This is a genomic window from Aeromonas sp. FDAARGOS 1415, assembly GCF_019048365.1.
Lineage (GTDB): Bacteria > Pseudomonadota > Gammaproteobacteria > Enterobacterales > Aeromonadaceae > Aeromonas > Aeromonas taiwanensis.
In genome coordinates, this window is the sequence record NZ_CP077363.1 from 1,727,501 (window position 1) to 1,744,702 (window position 17,202).

Below are 17,202 nucleotides of genomic sequence, written 5' to 3' on the forward strand. Positions count from 1 at the left end.
ACCGACACAGGTGGTCGGGTAGAGAATACCAAGGCGCTTGAGAGAACTCGGGTGAAGGAACTAGGCAAAATAGTACCGTAACTTCGGGAGAAGGTACGCTCTTGTTGGTGAAGTCCCTTGCGGATGGAGCTGACGGGAGTCGCAGTGACCAGATGGCTGGGACTGTTTATCAAAAACACAGCACTCTGCAAACACGAAAGTGGACGTATAGGGTGTGACACCTGCCCGGTGCCGGAAGGTTAATTGATGGGGTTAGCGCAAGCGAAGCTCTTGATCGAAGCCCCGGTAAACGGCGGCCGTAACTATAACGGTCCTAAGGTAGCGAAATTCCTTGTCGGGTAAGTTCCGACCTGCACGAATGGTGTAACCATGGCCATGCTGTCTCCACCCGAGACTCAGTGAAATCGAATTCGCCGTGAAGATGCGGTGTACCCGCGGCTAGACGGAAAGACCCCGTGAACCTTTACTACAGCTTGGCACTGAACATTGAACCTACATGTGTAGGATAGGTGGGAGGCTTTGAAGGCGTGACGCCAGTTGCGCTGGAGCCGTCCTTGAAATACCACCCTTGTATGTTTGATGTTCTAACGCAGGCCCATGAATCTGGGCCGCGGACAGTGCCTGGTGGGTAGTTTGACTGGGGCGGTCTCCTCCCAAAGAGTAACGGAGGAGCACGAAGGTTGGCTAATCCTGGTCGGACATCAGGAGGTTAGTGCAATGGCATAAGCCAGCTTAACTGCGAGACGGACAGGTCGAGCAGGTACGAAAGTAGGTCATAGTGATCCGGTGGTTCTGAATGGAAGGGCCATCGCTCAACGGATAAAAGGTACTCCGGGGATAACAGGCTGATACCGCCCAAGAGTTCATATCGACGGCGGTGTTTGGCACCTCGATGTCGGCTCATCACATCCTGGGGCTGAAGTCGGTCCCAAGGGTATGGCTGTTCGCCATTTAAAGTGGTACGCGAGCTGGGTTCAGAACGTCGTGAGACAGTTCGGTCCCTATCTGCCGTGGGCGTTGGATGATTGAAGGGAGTTGCTCCTAGTACGAGAGGACCGGAGTGAACGAACCTCTGGTGTTCGGGTTGTCACGCCAGTGGCACTGCCCGGTAGCTAAGTTCGGAATCGATAACCGCTGAAAGCATCTAAGCGGGAAGCGAGCCCTGAGATGAGTCATCCCTGACCCCTTGAGGGTCCTAAAGGGCCGTTGGAGACCACAACGTTGATAGGTGGGGTGTGTAAGCGCGGCGACGTGTTGAGCTAACCCATACTAATTACCCGTGAGGCTTAACCATACAACACCCAAGAAGTGTTTCGAGCCTTGTAACGAATACGAAACTACTTACATCAGCTTTCTCAGATTGAAGAATTTGCCTGGCGGCAATAGCGCAGTGGAACCACCTGACCCCATGCCGAACTCAGAAGTGAAACGCTGTAGCGCCGATGGTAGTGTGGCATTCGCCATGCGAGAGTAGGACACTGCCAGGCACCCAATTGAAGAAGCCCGCTCATTCGAGCGGGCTTTTTTGTCTGAAGATTTCCTTTCTCTGTCTGAATCCTTTCTTGTTTTTGCCTTTTACCTCTCTTTGTCCCTTGTCCTCGCGGGCTGTGGGGCCCCTCTTCACTGTTATAACGTAATGTGCAGAGACGATGGTGTATGTTATTTACCCGTTTCCATCGGGATTATCCAGCCGAGACCCCTTCGTCCAAATACGACACTAGGCCCGCGATTAGGGTTGTATCTGCACCATAACTCGGTAGAGTAAGGGCATTCTGGGTTTTCCCGTGCCATGCCTTTTTTCTCTATCTGGTCTGGGAATATCCACCTGTTTTCATTCACCTTCAGTCTGTGGTATCGATATGGAACAAGTAAACAAGTCTACTTTCAACGATGTGCTGGAATATGTGCGTATGTCCCGTCGCCAGAACAAGCTCAAGCGTGAAATCGCGGATAACGAGAAAAAGATCCGTGACAACCAGAAGCGGGTTCTGCTGCTCGACAACCTGAGCGACTACATCAAGCCCGGCATGAGCATCGATGAGGTTCAGGCCATTATCGCCAACATGCGTACGGACTATGAGGAGCGTGTCGATGACCACATCATCAAAAACGCCGAGCTGTCCAAGGAGCGCAAGGAGCTCAGCACCAAGCTGAAGAGCATGAGCACCAGCAAGTAACGCGACTCCATTACCCTGAACACCGGCCTCTGGCCGGTGTTTTGCTTTCTATCCCGCAGCTCGGATCTCTTGTCGAGCCGCAACAATCGGCTCCCCTTTTCACAATCGCCCTGTTAACATCGCTGCAAAGCAGTCAATAGTTTTCAAGCCTTTGACTTGAAACGACTAAGCTTGATTGAAAGACAATAAATTGCGCAACCATGGTGGGGCTGATATGGGCGCATCAAAACAGACGGATTCGATTAAAGTGGCAACTCAGGATTCATCCGTACCGCATGCGGACGGGCAACCTCAGCGCAAGCGTCGCCCCTGGTGGCGCTGGCTGTTCTGTTTTATCTTCTTGCTCTGCCTGGCTGCCGTGATCGCCCTGGTCGGTTATGAGATGAAGACATCCCGGCTGCAGTCACAGGAGATCTCCCGTTATGCGGCCGAGCTGACTTATCAGGTCGAGCCCGGCCCCAGCAAGCAGATCGCCTTCCCGGATGACGGTCCTTTCGACAAGCGGTTGGGCTATGTGCTGATGCCCATGATCCAGGAACGCCTTGTCCAGCGTGGCTATCAGGTGAGTGAACAAGTGCATTTCTCCGATGCGCTGTACAACTATGCCAGCCACGGTTTCTTCGTTCCCTACACCGAGAAGGTACAGGCTGGGCTGACGCTCCATGACTGTCGTGCCGAACCCTTCTATCAGTACAAGTACCCGACTCATTACTACCCGGATTTCAACGCCATACCGCCGCTGGTAATACAGTCTCTGCTGTTCATCGAGAACCGGGATCTGCTGAGCAACAAGGAACCCCTCGCCAATCCGGCAGTGGACTGGCCACGCTTTGCCAAGGCGGCCATGTCTCAGGTGGGTAAGGCGCTGGATATGCAGGACCAATCTGCCGGCGGCAGTACGCTGGCGACCCAGGTGGAGAAGTATCGCCACTCTCCCGACGGTCTGACCGTTTCGCCGACCGAGAAGATCCGCCAGATGGTCTCGGCCAGCGTGCGCGCCTATCGTCTGGGGCCCGAGACGCTGGAGGCGCGCAAGCTGGTTGCCTGGGCCTACCTCAACTCGGTGCCGCTTTCCGCCGCCCCGGGATATGGCGAGGTCCATGGTCTGGGGGATGGCCTCTGGGTCTGGTTCGGCGCCAATGTCGACGAGGTGAACCGTCTGCTGGATCCCGCCCGCAACCAGAATGCCACGCTGGCCGAGCAAGGCCTGGCCCTGCGTCAGGTGGTTTCCCTGATGATTGCCCACCGTCGTCCCTCCTACTACCTGGCCCAGGGGCGAGAGGCGCTCTCTACTCTGACCGATAGCTACCTGCGACTGTTCGTGCAGGAGGGCATGATCACGCCACCCTTGATGGAGTCGGCTCTGAAGGCCAAGCTGGTCTTCCGCGACTTCCTTCAGGCGCCTGCCATTACCCGGGTCAACAACAACAAGGGTCTGCAGGTGGCGCGCACCCGTCTGAGCCGCCAGCTCGGGGTGCAGCTGTATGATCTGGACCGCATGGATCTGACGGCCAATGCCACCCTCAATATGCCGCTGCAAAACGAGGTTTCCCGCTATCTGCAGCAGTTGGCGGATCCCGCCTTCGCCGCCCAGGTAGGTTTGTTTGGTGAGCGCCTGCTCTCGCCGGAGAAGACGGGGGACGTGAAATACAGCTTCACCCTGTTCGAGAAGACCCCGGAAGGGGTCAAGGTGCGGGTGCAGACCGACAACACGGATCAGCCGTTCGACATCAACGAGGGCAGCAAATTGGAGCTGGGCTCTACTGCCAAGTTGCGGGTACTGACCACCTACCTCGAGATCGTCACCGAACTGCATGACAGCTACGGGAACATGCCGGTCGAGAGCTTGCGCAAGATAGAGGTCGCCGACCAGGACAACATCAGCCGCTGGGCCATCGCCTACCTGATCAGTGCCAAGGATCGGAGTCTCCCCGTGATGCTGGAGGCGGCGCTCGATCGCAAGTATTCCGCGAGCCCCTATGAAGGCTTCTTCACCGGTGGCGGCATGCACACCTTCAACAACTTCCGCAAGGAAGACAACGGCCGCATTCCACCCATCCGCGATGCACTGCGCGAATCCATCAACCTGCCATTCGTGAGGCTGATGCGTGACATAGTGCGCTACAGCCTCTACAAGGAGGGCAACCGGGCCCAGTTGCTGAAGGACGACAAGGATCCACGCCGCACCGAGTACCTTGCCAAGTTTGCGGACAAGGAGGGACAGACCTACCTGCTGCGCTTCTGGCGCAAATATCGCGGCAAGACATCGGAAGAGCAGCTCGACACCTTCCTCGACGGCCTCAAGCCCAGCGCAGTGCGCCTCGCAGCCGTACACCGCTACCTGATGCCGGAAGCGTCCCAGGCGGAGTTTGCCGCCTTCCTGGCCAAGCGCCTGCCTCGGGAGAAGCTGAGCGACAAACGGATAGAACAGCTCTATGTCAGCTATGGTCCAGGTAAGTATTCACTGCCGGATCAAGGCTATATCGCCCGTGTGCACCCGCTGGAGCTGTGGCTGCTCTCCTATCTCAAGGCGTTTGACAAGGCGACCTTCTCCGACGCCGTCGAGGCTAGCCGGGACGAGCGTCAGGAGGTCTACAGCTGGCTGTTCAAGACTCGTCATCGCAGCGCCCGTGACAGCCGGATCCGTACCATGCTGGAGGTCGAGGCGTTCCTCGACATCCATCAGCGCTGGGCGCGCCTGGGCTATCCGTTCGACCATCTGGTGCCGTCGCTGGCGACCGCCCTTGGCAGTTCGGGGGACAGACCGGCGGCCCTGGCCGAGCTGATGGGGATCATCCAGAATGGCGGGATGCGGGCACCGACCCTGCGCATCGAGCATCTCTCCTTCGCCAAGGGGACCCCCTTTGCCACCGTCTTTGAGCCGGCCAATACCCAGGGTACCCGGGTGATGTCGGTCGAGGTGGCCAGCGCCTTGCGCAATGCATTGTCCAAGGTGGTGGAAGGGGGGACGGCACGGCGAATTGCCGGTGCCTTTGCCCTGCCGGACGGCACTGTCCTGGGCCTGGGGGGCAAGACGGGGACGGGGGACAACCGGATCGAGACGGTGGGCCGCTACGGCAATGTGACCAGCTCGCTGGCCCGCAACCGGACCGCGACCTTTGTCTTCTATATCGGGGATGACCACTTCGGGACACTGACGGCCTATGTGCCGGGCAGTCAGTCGGACAAGTTCCGCTTCACCTCGGCCCTGCCGGTACAGGTGCTCAAGGGAATGGCTCCCCTGCTGGTGCCCTACCTGCAGCCCGGAACCCATACCCAGTGTGTGGCGGGAAGCTGATAACGCATAAAAAACGGGGCCTGACTGGCCCCGTTTTCGTTCTTGCTATCCCGCGACTCACCCAAGAAAGCGCCGTGGTTTACAGCTGATCTTCGATCTCGCCGCGCAGGTACTGGTACATCTCGCGATAGGCGACCGGCGGCTTGTTCAGCTCCCGCTCCTTGTTGGCGGTGCGGATCAGCTGGCGCAGCTTCTGACGGTCCAGTTCGTGGAACTGGGACATCAGCTCGTTGAGGGCACTGTCACCCTCGGTGATCAGGCGTTCGCGCCACTGTTCGAGACGGTGCAGGCGGGCGTTCACAGTGGAGTGGCGCATCTTGATGATGGAGAGGGCCTCCTCGATGGGGCCGACATCGCGGCTGCGCATCAGACGGCCGATGAACTGCAGGTGGCGACGGAAGGACTCGTCCTTCTTCGGTTTGAGCTTGCGACCCAGCTCGACTGCTTCAGCCAGCTCTTCGTCCAGCGGGATCTTCTCCAGCTCGCTGTGGCTCAGGGAGACGATCTCCTCCCCCATCTTCTGCAAGGCTTCGGCGTCACGCTTGAGCTGGCTCTTGCTGGGGCCCCAGTCTTCCCACTCGTTGTCGTCTTGATATTGACTCATCGGTCTCTTGATTCCTGTCATTCACGTTTTGGCGGATATGTTACCAGCTTCTCCCGCTGGACGCAGGGGTCTGATATGCTTAGCCCCTTTCCTTCCTTCATACAGATGTGAGTTATGGACCAGCAAGATCAAATCCGCCAGGATCAAGCCCATCTCGAGGCCGTGGTCGCAGAAGCCCTGGCGATAGCGAAAGGGCTGGGTGCCGGGCTTGCCGAAGTCTCCATCAGCAAACAGACCGGCCTCTCGGTGAACACCCGTGGCTGTGAGCTGGAAAGCATCGAATTCAACAAGGACGGAGCGCTCGGTATCGCCGTCTATCGCGATGGCTGCAAGGGCTCTTCCTCCACCACGGATCTGACCAAGCCAGCCATTCGCGCTGCCGTGGAAGCGGCCATGGAGATCGCCCGCCATACCTCCCCGGACGACTGTGCCGGCCTCGCGGATGCCGAGCTGCTGGCCTGGGATGCGCCGGATCTGCAGCTCTGTCACGCCATCGAGCTCGACCCCGAGCGCGGCATCGAGCTGGCCATCGAGTGCGAGCGGCTGGCCCTGGGGCGGGATACCCGCATCAAGCACTCCGACGGCGCCAGTTTCTCCAGCCATCTGGGGGTCAAGGTCTACGGCAACAGCCACGGCTTCGTCAAAGGCTATGCGGCGTCGCGCAACTCTCTTAGCTGCGTGCTCATCGGCGAGCAGGATGGCGACATGCAACGGGACTACGGCTACTCCTCCAGCCGCTCTCTCTCCGGGCTGTGGAGCCCGCAGCGCATCGCCGACGAGGCGGTGGAGCGCACTGTCTCCCGTCTCGGTGCCCGCAAGATCAGCACCCGCCACGCGCCCGTGCTGTTCCATCCCGATACGGCTGCCGGGCTCTGGGGGCACCTGGTCATGGCCATCAGCGGCGGCAACCTCTACCGCAAGTCGAGTTTCCTGCTCGACAAATTGGGCAAGCAGATCCTGCCCGAATGGCTCACCATCCAGGAATTTCCCCACCTGCTGGGCGGGCTGGCCAGTACCCCGTTCGACGGCGAAGGGGTGCGTACCCGCGACATGGACATAGTGCGCAACGGCGAGCTGATGAGCTGGTTGCTCACCTCCTACTCCGCCCGCAAGCTGGGGCTGACCACCACGGGACACGCCGGCGGCATTCACAACTGGCAGGTGTCCAATACGGGGCAGGATTTCCAGGGCATGCTCAAGGAGATGGGCACCGGGTTGCTGGTGACCGAGCTGATGGGGCAGGGGGTCAATATCGTCAACGGCGACTATTCCCGCGGCGCCGCCGGTTTCTGGGTCGAGAACGGCGAGATCCTCTATCCGGTAGAGGAGATCACCATCGCCGGCAACCTGGCCGAGATGTTCAGCCACATAGTGGCGGTGGGGAGCGACGAGGATGAGCGCTCCAGCCTGAAGACCGGCTCCGTGCTGGTAGAACAGATGAAGCTGGCCGGTCACTGACTCCAGGCGGACAAACAAAAACGGCACCCCAAGGGTGCCGTTTTTTTTATGGGCGCGAGGATTACTCCTTGATGCGCTCGATGCAGCCGCCCAAGCCTTGCAGCTTGTGTTCGATGTCTTCGTAGCCACGGTCGATGTGATAGATGCGATCGACTATGGTGGCCCCTTCGGCCACGAAGCCGGCCAGCACCAGGCTGGCGGAGGCGCGCAGGTCGGTCGCCATCACCTGGGCACCCTTGAGCTGGGTGGTGTCGCGGCAGATGGCCACGTTGCCCTGGAGCTCGATGTCGGCGCCCATCCGCACCAGCTCGGGCACGTGCATGAAGCGGTTCTCGAAGATGGTCTCGGTGACCATGCCGGTACCCTTGGCCACCGCGTTCAGGACGGTGAACTGGGCCTGCATGTCGGTCGGGAAGGCCGGGTAGGGGGCGGTCTTGATGGTGACAGGCTTCAGGGTGCGACCTGTCATGTCGAGGGTGATCCAGTCATCACCCTTCTCAATCAGGGCGCCGGCCTCTTCCAGCTTGACCAGGACGGCTTCCAGCAGGCTGGGGTCGGTATTGCGGCAGGTGATCTTGCCACCGGTGACCGCTGCACCCACCAGGAAGGTTCCGGTTTCGATGCGATCAGGTTGCACGCTGTAGCTGCCACCGTGCAGACGTTCGACGCCGTCGATGGTCAGGGTGTCGGTGCCCGCGCCCTGGATCTTGGCACCCAGGGTATTGAGGAAGTGGGCCAGATCCACCACTTCCGGCTCCCGTGCGGCGTTTTCGATCACGGTGCGACCGTCGGCCAGGGCGGCGGCCATCATCAGGTTCTCGGTGCCGGTGACGGAGACCATGTCCATCAGGATGTGGGCACCCTTCAGGCGACCGTCGACACGGGCCTTGATGTAGCCGTCCTCGATGGTGATCTTGGCGCCCATCAGCTCCAGGCCATGGACGTGCAGGTTGACCGGACGGGCACCGATGGCGCAACCGCCGGGCAGGGATACGTCGGCCGCCCCGAAGCGGGCTGCCAGCGGACCCAGTGCCAGGATGGAGGCGCGCATGGTCTTCACCAGCTCGTAGGGGGCGACGTGGTTGTTCACGGCCCCGGTCAGCACGGTCACATTGCCGTTGACCTTGGTGGAGGCGCCCAGCATCTCCAGCAGCTTGAGGGTTGTGCCGACGTCCTTGAGGCGCGGCACGTTGGAGAGCTGCACCTCTTCGTCGCACAGCAGGGTGGCGAACAGGATCGGCAGGGCGGCGTTCTTGGCGCCGGAGATGGTCACTTCACCGGAGAGGGTGCAGGGGCCGGTGATCTTGAATTTGTCCATGGTTACTTCTTTACCAAATCAGGAGGGCAGCTGGAATTTACGCTCGCGTTTCCACTCGGCCTCGGTATAGGCCTTGATGGAGAGAGCGTGGATCTCGTTGGTGGCAATCTTGTCCATCAGAGGGGCATAGATGGCCTGTTGCTTCTTGACCCGGCTCATGCCGTCAAACATGTCGCCGACGGCGATCACTTGGTAGTGACTGCCATCCCCTTTGACATGGACTTCGGACAATGGCAAAGCCTCGAGGAGTATCGCTTCAATTTCAGAGACTTGCATTATGCGTCCTCAGTTGTGAGCGGGGTTGATTGAAACAAACCGGCCACCCCGTAAAGGTTGGCCAGCGTATGGAAATCGTTGGAGGCACCCACCAGCGTCGGTGTGGCGCCTCGCGCCAGGGTTGCCTTGGCCCACTTGACCAGCAGAGCCAGGCCGGCGGAATCCAGGGTCGTGACCTCGCCGAGCTCGAGCTGGTCTTCCTGCCACCAGTCGGCACGGCGTTGCCACAGCTCGATGACCTGAGCCGCCTGCAATTCGCCACTCAGTCTCATGACTTGATGACCAGCGGCTTGGCATTGTGCTCGCGCAGCTGGGCGATCACCGCATCGATGCCGTTCTGACGGATGAGGCCACCCAGCTCGTTCTGCTTGGCAGAGAGCAGGCTGATCCCTTCGGCAACCATGTCGAAGGCTTTCCACTCGCCTGTCTTGTTGTTCTTGCGCAGCTTGAACTCGAGGAAGATGTCCGGTTTGCCGGCCTCTTTCACGCTGACGTTGACGGCGGTGATGTTGCTGTCGGCCACCTTGCCGGGTTGCACCTGGACGGTCTGCTTGTCGAAGTGGGCCAGGGCATCGGCGTAGGAGCTCACCATGTATTCGGTGAAGACCTCGACGAAGGCTTCACGCTGGGCCGGGGTGGTCTGCTTGATCTGGTTGCCGAGCACCTTGTAGGCAGCGAAGCGGTTGTCCACATAGGGCAGCAGCTCTTCGCGGATGATGACGCGCAGATGGTCGGGATTGCTCTTGACCTGGGCCTGGTCGGATTTCAGGCGCGCAAAGGTCTGCTGGGCGGCCTGATCCACCAGGGCATAGGGATCCGAGCTGTTGATCTCCGCCTGGGCGACGAGGGAGAACAGCATGCTGGTCATCAGACCCAGCAGCAGGGCGATCTTCTTGAACATGGTTACTCCTTGGTTGCGGGTGTACTGGCGGCCGGAGAGGACTGGCTATAGAGGAACTTGCCAATCAGGTCTTCCAGCACGATGGCGGACTTGGTGTCTTCGATCATGTCGCCATCCTTGAGCATGCTGGTGCCCATCTCTTCATCGCTGAAGCCGGGTGCCAGACCGATGTACTGCTCGCCGAGCAGACCCGAAGTCAGGATGGATAGGGTGCTGGTTTCGGAGAACTCGCCGGCACTCTTCTGCATCTGCAGGGTGACGACGGGGACCTGGCTCTTGGGCTCCAGACTGATGTCGCTGACCCGGCCGACGACGACACCGCCGACCTTGACCGGCGAACGAACTTTCAGGCCGCCGATATTATCGAAATGGGCGCGCAGGGTATAGGTTTCTCCTTCTGGTTTGAAACTCAATCCCGCCACTTGCAGTGCCAATGCCAGAATGGCCGCGATGCCAGCCAGCATGAAGGCGCCAACCAGAAATTCTACTTTGCTGAACTTCATCTTTCCCTTATCCAAACATGACTGCGGTGAGTATAAAATCCAGACCGAGCACGGCCAGGGATGAGTGGACCACGGTGCGGGTCGTCGCCTGACTGATCCCGGCCGAGGTCGGTTTGGCATCATAGCCGTTGAAGAGCGCTATCCAGGTGACCACCAGGGCGAAGATCAGGCTCTTCACTGCCCCTTGCATGATGTCGTCCTGCCAGTCGACGGAGGCCTGCATGGCGGACCAGAAGCCGCCCTCATCCACTCCCAGCCAATCGACACCGACCAGCTTGCCGCCGAAGATGCCGATCAGGCTGAACATGAAGGCCAGCAGCGGCATGCTGATGACCCCGGCCCAGAAGCGAGGCGCCACGACCCGGCGCAGGGGATCGACGGCCATCATCTCGAGGCTCGAGAGCTGCTCGGTGGCCTTCATCAGGCCGATCTCGGCGGTGAGGGCGGAACCCGCACGACCGGCGAACAGCAGGGCGGTCACCACGGGGCCCAGCTCACGGAGCAGGGAGAGGGAGACCAGGGGGCCCAGGCTCTGCTCTGCGCCGAAATCCTTCAGTACGTTGTAGCCCTGCAAGGAGAGCACCATGCCGATGAACAGGCCCGACACCAGTATGATGGCGACGGACTGTACCCCCACCACGTAGAGCTGCTGCACCAGCAGCGGGAAGTGTTTACGCGGCTGGGGGCGTCCCGCCAGCGCATGAAACAACATGATGGTGGCGCGGCCGATGGCGCTGATGAAGCGCACCCCGCTGCGCCCCAGCTTGCTTATCTGAGTTGTCAGCATCACAGATCCTGTAGCAGGTCGCCTGCCGGAAAATGAAACGGAACAGGACCGTCAGGCAATCCCTTCAGGAATTGCTCGACTTCGGGATTGTGCTCCTCGCGCAGCTGCTCCGGCGTGCCGTGCGCGACCACCTTGCGGTTGGCGATGATGTAGGCGTAGTCGGCGATGCTCAGCACCTCCTTCACGTCGTGGGTGACGATGACGGAGGTGATGCCAAGGGCGTCATTAAGCTCCTTTATCAGCTTGACCAGCACCGCCATGGTGATGGGATCCTGGCCGACGAAGGGCTCGTCATACATGATGAGATCCGGATCCAGCGCGATGGATCTCGCCAGGGCGGCGCGCCTGGCCATGCCGCCGGAGAGCTCGGACGGCATCAGTTTTGCCGCGCCGCGCAGACCCACCGCCTGCAGCTTCATCATGACGATGGCGTGGATCAGCTCCTCCGGCAGGCCGGAGTGCTCCCGCAGGGGGAAGGCTACGTTGTCGAAGACGGTCATGCCGGTGAACAGGGCGCCGCTTTGAAACAGCATGCTCATCCGTTTGCGCACCTCGTAGAGGCGTGAACGGGAGAGAGTAGGAATGTCTTCCCCGTCGAACAGGATGTGACCCGATTCCGGTTTCAGTTGGCCACCGATCAGGCGCAGCAAGGTGGTCTTGCCGATCCCGCTCGGCCCCATGACGGCGGTGACCTTGCCACGGGGAATGGTCAGGTTGATCCTGTCGTACAGCAACCGATCTCCGTGACTGAACGTCAGGTCGGAGATGGTGATCAGGTCATCGTTCAAACAATTGTCCATCCGGTATAAATGAAGAGCGAATTTTATGGGCTAGTCTAGGTCTAAGCAACAGCAAGGAACAACTATTGAGCGGGTTTCCCCCCCAAAGGCGCGACAGTTTTATGTAACAATTTGCATCGCTGACCGGCCATTCCGCATCCGATTCGCTTATCTCGACAGACTTTTTTATAATCCCGCAGCAAATTTCGGCCCGGAGCTGTGCCTTTATGTCTGTAAAGCCTGAAAAAGTGTCTGAATTGTTCGATTTTCGTCGCAGTGCCCGAGCGGTGCTGGACATAGAAAAACAAGCCATCGATGGGCTCTACCAGTACCTTGACGAGGCCTTCGAACGGGCCTGCGAGATGGTGCTGCGCTGCGGTGGCAAGATAGTGGTCACCGGCATGGGCAAGTCGGGTCATATCGGCAACAAGATTGCCGCGACCCTGGCCAGCACGGGGACGCCCGCCTTCTTCTTGCACCCGGGCGAAGCCAGCCACGGGGATCTCGGCATGATCTCCGCGGGGGATCTCATCATCGCCATCTCCAACTCTGGCGAGAGCGACGAGATCCTTGCCCTGCTGCCGGTGCTCAAGCGCCGCGGCATCCCGCTCATCTGCATGACGGGCAACCCTGCCTCCACCATGGCGAAAGAGGCCAACGTGCACCTGTGCATCAAGGTGGAAAAAGAGGCCTGCCCGCTGGGGTTGGCTCCGACCTCCAGCACCACGGCAACCCTGGTGATGGGGGATGCGCTGGCGGTGGCTCTGCTGGAAGCCCGCGGCTTCACCGCCGACGACTTCGCGCTCTCCCATCCCGGCGGCTCTCTGGGCAAACGGCTGTTGCTGCGGGTCGGCGACCTGATGCACGCTGGTGATCTGTTGCCCAAGGTGGGGATAGATGCCACCATCAGCCAGGCGCTGCTGGAAGTGAGCCGCAAGGGGCTGGGGATGACGGCGGTGGTCGATGAACAGGGACTGCTGGCCGGCCTGTTCACCGATGGCGACCTGCGGCGGATCCTGGATCTGCAGGTGGATATTCACCACACTCCCATCAGCCGCGTCATGACGGCCAACTGTGTTACCGTAGGGCCTGAAATGATGGCGGCCGAAGCCGTCAAACTGATGGAAACCAAAAAAATCAACGGGTTGCTGGTCGTGGATGGGGAGAAACGTCCGCTGGGCGCCTTCAACATGCACGACCTGCTGAAAGCCGGAGTAATTTGATGCAAGACGTACCGACCCTCTATGGTCCGGTGACGCGCAGCCAGTTTGATCAGGCGGCGCAGATCCGTCTGCTGGTGTGCGATGTGGATGGGGTGCTCTCCAATGGCTTCATCTATATGGGCAACAACGGCGAAGAGCTGAAGACCTTCTGCACCCGCGACGGCGCGGGGATGCGGGCCCTGCTCAATGCGGGCATCGAGATCGCCATCATCACCGGGCGCAGCTCCCGCATCGTCAGCGATCGCATGAAGAGCCTCGGGGTGCAGCACCTGGTGCAGGGGGCGGATGAGAAGCTCCCCCATTTCGAGGCGTTGCTGACCACGCTGGGACTGGATGCATCGCAAGCCGCCTATATGGGGGATGACACCATCGATCTGCCGGTGATGCAGGCTTGTGGCCTGGGTATCGCCGTGGCGGATGCCCATCCTCTGGTGCGGGCGCGGGCTGACATGGTGACACGGCTGGGAGGCGGTGTCGGTGCGGTGCGCGAAGTGTGCGATCTCATCCTGCAGGCCCAGGGATTGGGGGACTATCCACCCGAGGTGTCGCGATGAACAAGCAGACGGTTTTGTTCGGCCTGCTGTTCCTGGTGGCGCTTGCCGCCTGGCAGCTGGGGGAGATTGAGCTGGCGCCCGAGCCGACTACCAAGGTAGAGAACTTCCAGCCGGACTTCACCGCCAAACATCTGGTGACCACCCGCTTCAACGAACAGGGCAAGCGGACCGAGCGGCTGGAGTCGGATTATGCGGAGTATTATCAGGTCCTCGAGCAGTCCACCTTCGACAAGCCTGTGGTTTACATGTTCGATGACAAGGGCGAGGCCGAGTGGAAGGTGACGGCCGAGACCGGGGTGCTCAACACAGACGACAATGTGATCCTGCGTGACAAAGTGCATCTGGACGGCCTGTTGCCGGCTTCTTTCATCTCCACGCTGGATACCCCTTATCTGGAGATGGACCTAGTGACGCAGGAGCTGAGAAGCAACCAGCACATCAGCATCGTGGGCCAGGAATTCCAGACCGAGGGCGTTGGCCTGAAGGGTCACCTGGAACGTAAATATTTCGAGTTACTGGATAAAGGCCATGCCACTTATTTCAATGAAAAACGTTAATCTGGCGCTCACTGCCCTGCTGCTGTGCGGCACCCTGAACGCCAAAGAGTCCGACTTCGCCGAGAAGGTCTATGTGGATGCCGTCAGGCAGGTGGCCGAGATGCAGGACAACCGCATCACCTTCAGCGAGGATGTGATCATCACCCAGGGCACCATCAAGATTAAGGCCGACAAGGTGGTGGTGATCCGCTCAGGTGAGAAGGGGGCTGAGGTCATGACGGCCTATGGCAACCCGGCCACCTTCTTCCAGGTACTGGACAACGGCAAACCGGTCAATGCCCACGGCAACAGCATTCGCTACGAGCTCAAGAATCGGCTGGTGACCATCACCGGCAACGGCCAGCTGAAACAGGAAGACAGCCAGGTCACTGGCGATCTGATCCGCTATGACATCGTGAAACAGAAGATGATCGCCGAGAGCAAGGGACCCACCCAGCGGGTCAAGACGGTGTTCCTGCCGGATCAGGTAGAGAACTTCGACAAGCCCGCCGACCAGAAGAAGTAGGAAACAGAAGCCATGGCAGTGTTAAAAGCAACGGGGTTGCAGAAGAGCTACAAGCGCCGCATGGTGGTCAGCGATGTGAGCCTGGAGGTGGGAACGGGCCAGATCGTGGGCCTGCTCGGTCCTAACGGGGCGGGCAAGACCACCTCCTTCTACATGATCGTGGGTCTGGTGCAGCGGGATGCCGGTCTCATCACCATCGACGAGCAGGACATCAGCCTGCAGCCCATGCACATCCGGGCGCGCAATGGCATCGGCTACCTGCCACAGGAGGCCTCCATCTTCCGGCGCCTCTCGGTGTTCGACAACCTGATGGGGGTCATGCAGACCCGCAAGGGGTTGAGCCGGGAAGAGCGGGAGGATAAGGTCGAACAGTTGCTGGAAGAGTTCAACATTACCCACATCCGCGATAGCCTGGGGCAGAGCCTCTCGGGCGGGGAGCGGCGCCGGGTGGAGATTGCCCGTGCGCTGGCTGCTGAGCCGCGGTTCATCCTGCTGGATGAGCCCTTCGCAGGTGTGGATCCTATTTCCGTCATTGATATCAAGAAGATCATCCAGCACCTGAAAGAACGCGGGCTGGGTGTGCTGATCACCGACCACAACGTCAGAGAGACGCTGGACGTGTGCGAGAAGGCCTACATCGTCAGCCACGGCAAGATGATTGCCGAGGGCGCCCCGGCCGACATCCTTGCCGATGAACAGGTCAAGCGCGTCTATTTGGGCGATCAATTCAGTCTATAGTAAGGGGGCACCCCTCATTTTTGTTAGGTGACCGCCTCGCTGAACATAAGGATATCCCGACGTAGATGAAGCCGACATTACAGTTGCGCCTCGGTCAGTCACTGACCATGACGCCACAATTACAACAAGCGATTCGTCTGCTCCAGCTCTCCACCCTGGAACTCCAGCAGGAAATTCAGCAAGCGCTCGACAACAACCCCTTGCTGGAGCAAGAGGAGAACGATGCGCAGGAAACCAGTGAGGCGGAGCCACACGATGCTAGTCAGCTCGACTCCAGCGATGCCATGGCACAGGACAAGATGCCGGACGAGCTCCCTGTCGACACCACCTGGGACGAGGTCTATTCGGCCGGTACGGCCCAGAGTGCAGGCCCGATCCACGACGGGGAGGAGAGCCTCTATCAGGGTGAAACCACCGAGAACCTGCAGGACTACCTGCTGTGGCAGATGCGTCTCACCCCCTTCAGCGATGTGGACGCCGCCATCGCGCTTGCCATCATCGATGCCATCGATGAATCCGGCTATCTGACCGCTTCTCTCGAGGACATTCAGGCTGCAGTCAGCAGCGAAGAGGTAGAAGTTGAACTGGATGAGATCGAAGCGGTACTCAAGCGGGTGCAGCATTTCGATCCGGTCGGCATCGCCGCCCGCTCGGTGCAGGAGTGCCTGCTTATCCAGCTCGGCCAGTATTCGCCCGAGTTGCCCTGGCTCAACGAGGCCAGGGAGGTGATCCGCGAGCACATGGACTTGCTTGGCAATCGCGACTATCGCACTCTGGCACGTAAGACCCGGCTCAAGGAGATCGACCTCAAGGAGGTGCTGGATCTCATCCAGCAGCTGGAGCCCAGGCCCGGCAACGGCATCATCCAGAGCGAATCCCAATACGTGATTCCGGATGTGTCCGTGGTCAAGAAGGGCAGCAAGTGGGTGGTGGAGCTCAACCCGGATTCGGCGCCGCGCATTCGTGTCAATGAGGCCTATGCGGCCATGGCACGCAATGCCCGCAGCAGCACGGATACCCAGTTCATCCGCTCCCACCTGCAGGAAGCCAAATGGTTCATCAAGAGTCTGGAGAGTCGCAACGACACCCTGCTCAAGGTGGCCAGCTGCATCGTCGAGCAGCAGCAGGGCTTCTTCGAGTATGGTGAAGAGGCGATGAAACCCATGGTGCTCAACGACATCGCCGAGGCGGTGGAGATGCATGAGTCGACCATCTCGCGGGTCACGACCCAGAAGTACATGCACACGCCTCGCGGCATTTTTGAACTGAAGTTTTTTTTCTCCAGTCACGTCAATACGGAGGGAGGAGGAGAGTGCTCATCGACCGCTATTCGCGCCCTGATCAAGAAGCTGGTGACGGCGGAGAACCCCGCCAAGCCGCTTAGTGATAGCAAGATCGCGGATTTGCTGGCCGAACAGGGTATTATGGTGGCGAGACGCACGATCGCAAAGTACCGTGAATCCTTGTTGATCCCGCCATCCAATCAGCGCAAACGCCTGGTTTAGGCAAACAAAAGGAAGACGT

At 59.7% G+C, this 17,202-nt stretch carries 17 protein-coding genes and 2 rRNA genes (1 of these 19 running past the window's edge); 11 read left to right on the forward strand and 8 right to left on the reverse strand.

All coding sequences use genetic code 11. From position 1 onward, the window contains the following. From I6L45_RS08185 to I6L45_RS08200, 4 genes are all read left to right on the forward strand, one after another. A 23S ribosomal RNA gene (locus tag I6L45_RS08185) occupies window positions 1–1,294 on the forward strand; it begins 1,595 nt to the left of the window's first position. Window positions 1,295–1,372: 78 nt separating this feature from the next. After that, a 5S ribosomal RNA gene (gene rrf, locus I6L45_RS08190) occupies window positions 1,373–1,487 on the forward strand. A 372-nt stretch (window positions 1,488–1,859) separates the two neighbouring features. Beyond that, a complete protein-coding gene (gene tmaR / locus I6L45_RS08195) occupies window positions 1,860–2,177 on the forward strand; it encodes a PTS system regulator TmaR (RefSeq protein WP_010672687.1) in 318 nt (105 codons plus the stop codon). A 214-nt stretch (window positions 2,178–2,391) separates the two neighbouring features. Then, entirely contained in the window at window positions 2,392–5,475 is a 3,084-nt protein-coding gene (locus tag I6L45_RS08200) for a transglycosylase domain-containing protein (protein ID WP_216983924.1), read from the forward strand. Window positions 5,476–5,554: 79 nt separating this feature from the next. On the opposite strand, the gene yjgA is transcribed toward I6L45_RS08200, so the two are convergent. After that, the gene (gene yjgA / locus I6L45_RS08205; protein ID WP_042074394.1) at window positions 5,555–6,079 is read right to left on the reverse strand and encodes a ribosome biogenesis factor YjgA; all 525 of its coding nucleotides are present in this window, start codon (window positions 6,077–6,079) and stop codon (window positions 5,555–5,557) included. A gap of 114 nt (window positions 6,080–6,193) precedes the next feature. Here yjgA and pmbA point away from each other — a divergent pair, with 114 nt between their 5' ends. Further along, the gene (pmbA, locus tag I6L45_RS08210; RefSeq protein WP_216983925.1) at window positions 6,194–7,537 is read left to right on the forward strand and encodes a metalloprotease PmbA; all 1,344 of its coding nucleotides are present in this window, start codon (window positions 6,194–6,196) and stop codon (window positions 7,535–7,537) included. A gap of 61 nt (window positions 7,538–7,598) precedes the next feature. Here pmbA and murA read toward each other — a convergent pair whose 3' ends face one another. The 7 genes from murA to mlaF are packed head-to-tail and all read right to left on the reverse strand — an operon-like array spanning window position 7,599 to window position 12,122. Then, window positions 7,599–8,855 carry a UDP-N-acetylglucosamine 1-carboxyvinyltransferase gene (murA, locus tag I6L45_RS08215; protein WP_210547765.1) on the reverse strand — a complete coding sequence of 419 codons (1,257 nt, stop codon included), beginning with the start codon at window positions 8,853–8,855 and terminating at the stop codon, window positions 7,599–7,601. A gap of 18 nt (window positions 8,856–8,873) precedes the next feature. Next, complete coding sequence (gene ibaG, locus I6L45_RS08220; protein ID WP_043762631.1) at window positions 8,874–9,131, reverse strand: BolA family iron metabolism protein IbaG; 258 nt, start codon at window positions 9,129–9,131, stop codon at window positions 8,874–8,876. Further along, complete coding sequence (locus I6L45_RS08225; protein ID WP_043762632.1) at window positions 9,131–9,403, reverse strand: lipid asymmetry maintenance protein MlaB; 273 nt, start codon at window positions 9,401–9,403, stop codon at window positions 9,131–9,133. Before I6L45_RS08225 ends, ibaG begins: the two co-directional genes overlap by 1 nt. Further along, window positions 9,400–10,032, reverse strand: coding sequence for a phospholipid-binding protein MlaC (gene mlaC / locus I6L45_RS08230; protein ID WP_216983926.1), 633 nt, complete (start codon window positions 10,030–10,032; stop codon window positions 9,400–9,402). Before mlaC ends, I6L45_RS08225 begins: the two co-directional genes overlap by 4 nt. 2 nt (window positions 10,033–10,034) lie before the next feature. Further along, the gene (gene mlaD, locus I6L45_RS08235) at window positions 10,035–10,535 is read right to left on the reverse strand and encodes an outer membrane lipid asymmetry maintenance protein MlaD (protein WP_043762634.1); all 501 of its coding nucleotides are present in this window, start codon (window positions 10,533–10,535) and stop codon (window positions 10,035–10,037) included. 7 nt (window positions 10,536–10,542) lie between these two features. Then, entirely contained in the window at window positions 10,543–11,322 is a 780-nt protein-coding gene (gene mlaE, locus I6L45_RS08240) for a lipid asymmetry maintenance ABC transporter permease subunit MlaE (protein ID WP_043762635.1), read from the reverse strand. Then, the gene (gene mlaF / locus I6L45_RS08245) at window positions 11,322–12,122 is read right to left on the reverse strand and encodes a phospholipid ABC transporter ATP-binding protein MlaF (RefSeq protein WP_043762636.1); all 801 of its coding nucleotides are present in this window, start codon (window positions 12,120–12,122) and stop codon (window positions 11,322–11,324) included. The genes mlaE and mlaF overlap by 1 nt, the downstream gene beginning before the upstream one ends. Before the next feature lie 206 nt (window positions 12,123–12,328). Between mlaF and I6L45_RS08250 the strand changes: the two genes are divergently transcribed. From I6L45_RS08250 to I6L45_RS08275, 6 genes are all read left to right on the forward strand, one after another. After that, complete coding sequence (locus tag I6L45_RS08250) at window positions 12,329–13,324, forward strand: KpsF/GutQ family sugar-phosphate isomerase (RefSeq protein WP_043762637.1); 996 nt, start codon at window positions 12,329–12,331, stop codon at window positions 13,322–13,324. After that, window positions 13,324–13,878 (forward strand): 3-deoxy-manno-octulosonate-8-phosphatase KdsC, encoded by a 555-nt coding sequence (gene kdsC / locus I6L45_RS08255; RefSeq protein WP_216983927.1) that lies wholly within the window; start codon window positions 13,324–13,326, stop codon window positions 13,876–13,878. The genes I6L45_RS08250 and kdsC overlap by 1 nt, the downstream gene beginning before the upstream one ends. Further along, complete coding sequence (gene lptC / locus I6L45_RS08260) at window positions 13,875–14,435, forward strand: LPS export ABC transporter periplasmic protein LptC (RefSeq protein WP_216983928.1); 561 nt, start codon at window positions 13,875–13,877, stop codon at window positions 14,433–14,435. The genes kdsC and lptC overlap by 4 nt, the downstream gene beginning before the upstream one ends. Next, a complete protein-coding gene (gene lptA / locus I6L45_RS08265) occupies window positions 14,422–14,940 on the forward strand; it encodes a lipopolysaccharide transport periplasmic protein LptA (RefSeq protein ID WP_043762680.1) in 519 nt (172 codons plus the stop codon). The genes lptC and lptA overlap by 14 nt, the downstream gene beginning before the upstream one ends. Window positions 14,941–14,952: 12 nt before the next feature. After that, window positions 14,953–15,678 (forward strand): LPS export ABC transporter ATP-binding protein, encoded by a 726-nt coding sequence (gene lptB, locus I6L45_RS08270; RefSeq protein ID WP_010675872.1) that lies wholly within the window; start codon window positions 14,953–14,955, stop codon window positions 15,676–15,678. 65 nt (window positions 15,679–15,743) lie between these two features. Continuing rightward, window positions 15,744–17,183: an RNA polymerase factor sigma-54 gene (locus tag I6L45_RS08275; RefSeq protein ID WP_216983929.1), complete on the forward strand. Its 1,440-nt coding sequence runs from the start codon at window positions 15,744–15,746 to the stop codon at window positions 17,181–17,183. Window positions 17,184–17,202 lie beyond the last annotated feature (19 nt).

Coding starts and splice junctions, on each gene's coding strand:
- pmbA (WP_216983925.1), top strand. CDS start 6,194: ATGGACCAGCAAGATCAAATCCGCCAGGATCAAGCCCATCTCGAGGCC.
- lptB (WP_010675872.1), top strand. CDS start 14,953: ATGGCAGTGTTAAAAGCAACGGGGTTGCAGAAGAGCTACAAGCGCCGC.
- I6L45_RS08250 (WP_043762637.1), top strand. CDS start 12,329: ATGTCTGTAAAGCCTGAAAAAGTGTCTGAATTGTTCGATTTTCGTCGC.
- I6L45_RS08200 (WP_216983924.1), top strand. CDS start 2,392: ATGGGCGCATCAAAACAGACGGATTCGATTAAAGTGGCAACTCAGGAT.
- I6L45_RS08225 (WP_043762632.1), bottom strand. CDS start 9,403: ATGAGACTGAGTGGCGAATTGCAGGCGGCTCAGGTCATCGAGCTGTGG.
- lptA (WP_043762680.1), top strand. CDS start 14,422: ATGAAAAACGTTAATCTGGCGCTCACTGCCCTGCTGCTGTGCGGCACC.
- lptC (WP_216983928.1), top strand. CDS start 13,875: ATGAACAAGCAGACGGTTTTGTTCGGCCTGCTGTTCCTGGTGGCGCTT.
- mlaF (WP_043762636.1), bottom strand. CDS start 12,122: ATGGACAATTGTTTGAACGATGACCTGATCACCATCTCCGACCTGACG.
- mlaE (WP_043762635.1), bottom strand. CDS start 11,322: ATGCTGACAACTCAGATAAGCAAGCTGGGGCGCAGCGGGGTGCGCTTC.
- yjgA (WP_042074394.1), bottom strand. CDS start 6,079: ATGAGTCAATATCAAGACGACAACGAGTGGGAAGACTGGGGCCCCAGC.
- mlaC (WP_216983926.1), bottom strand. CDS start 10,032: ATGTTCAAGAAGATCGCCCTGCTGCTGGGTCTGATGACCAGCATGCTG.
- kdsC (WP_216983927.1), top strand. CDS start 13,324: ATGCAAGACGTACCGACCCTCTATGGTCCGGTGACGCGCAGCCAGTTT.
- tmaR (WP_010672687.1), top strand. CDS start 1,860: ATGGAACAAGTAAACAAGTCTACTTTCAACGATGTGCTGGAATATGTG.
- I6L45_RS08275 (WP_216983929.1), top strand. CDS start 15,744: ATGAAGCCGACATTACAGTTGCGCCTCGGTCAGTCACTGACCATGACG.
- murA (WP_210547765.1), bottom strand. CDS start 8,855: ATGGACAAATTCAAGATCACCGGCCCCTGCACCCTCTCCGGTGAAGTG.
- mlaD (WP_043762634.1), bottom strand. CDS start 10,535: ATGAAGTTCAGCAAAGTAGAATTTCTGGTTGGCGCCTTCATGCTGGCT.
- ibaG (WP_043762631.1), bottom strand. CDS start 9,131: ATGCAAGTCTCTGAAATTGAAGCGATACTCCTCGAGGCTTTGCCATTG.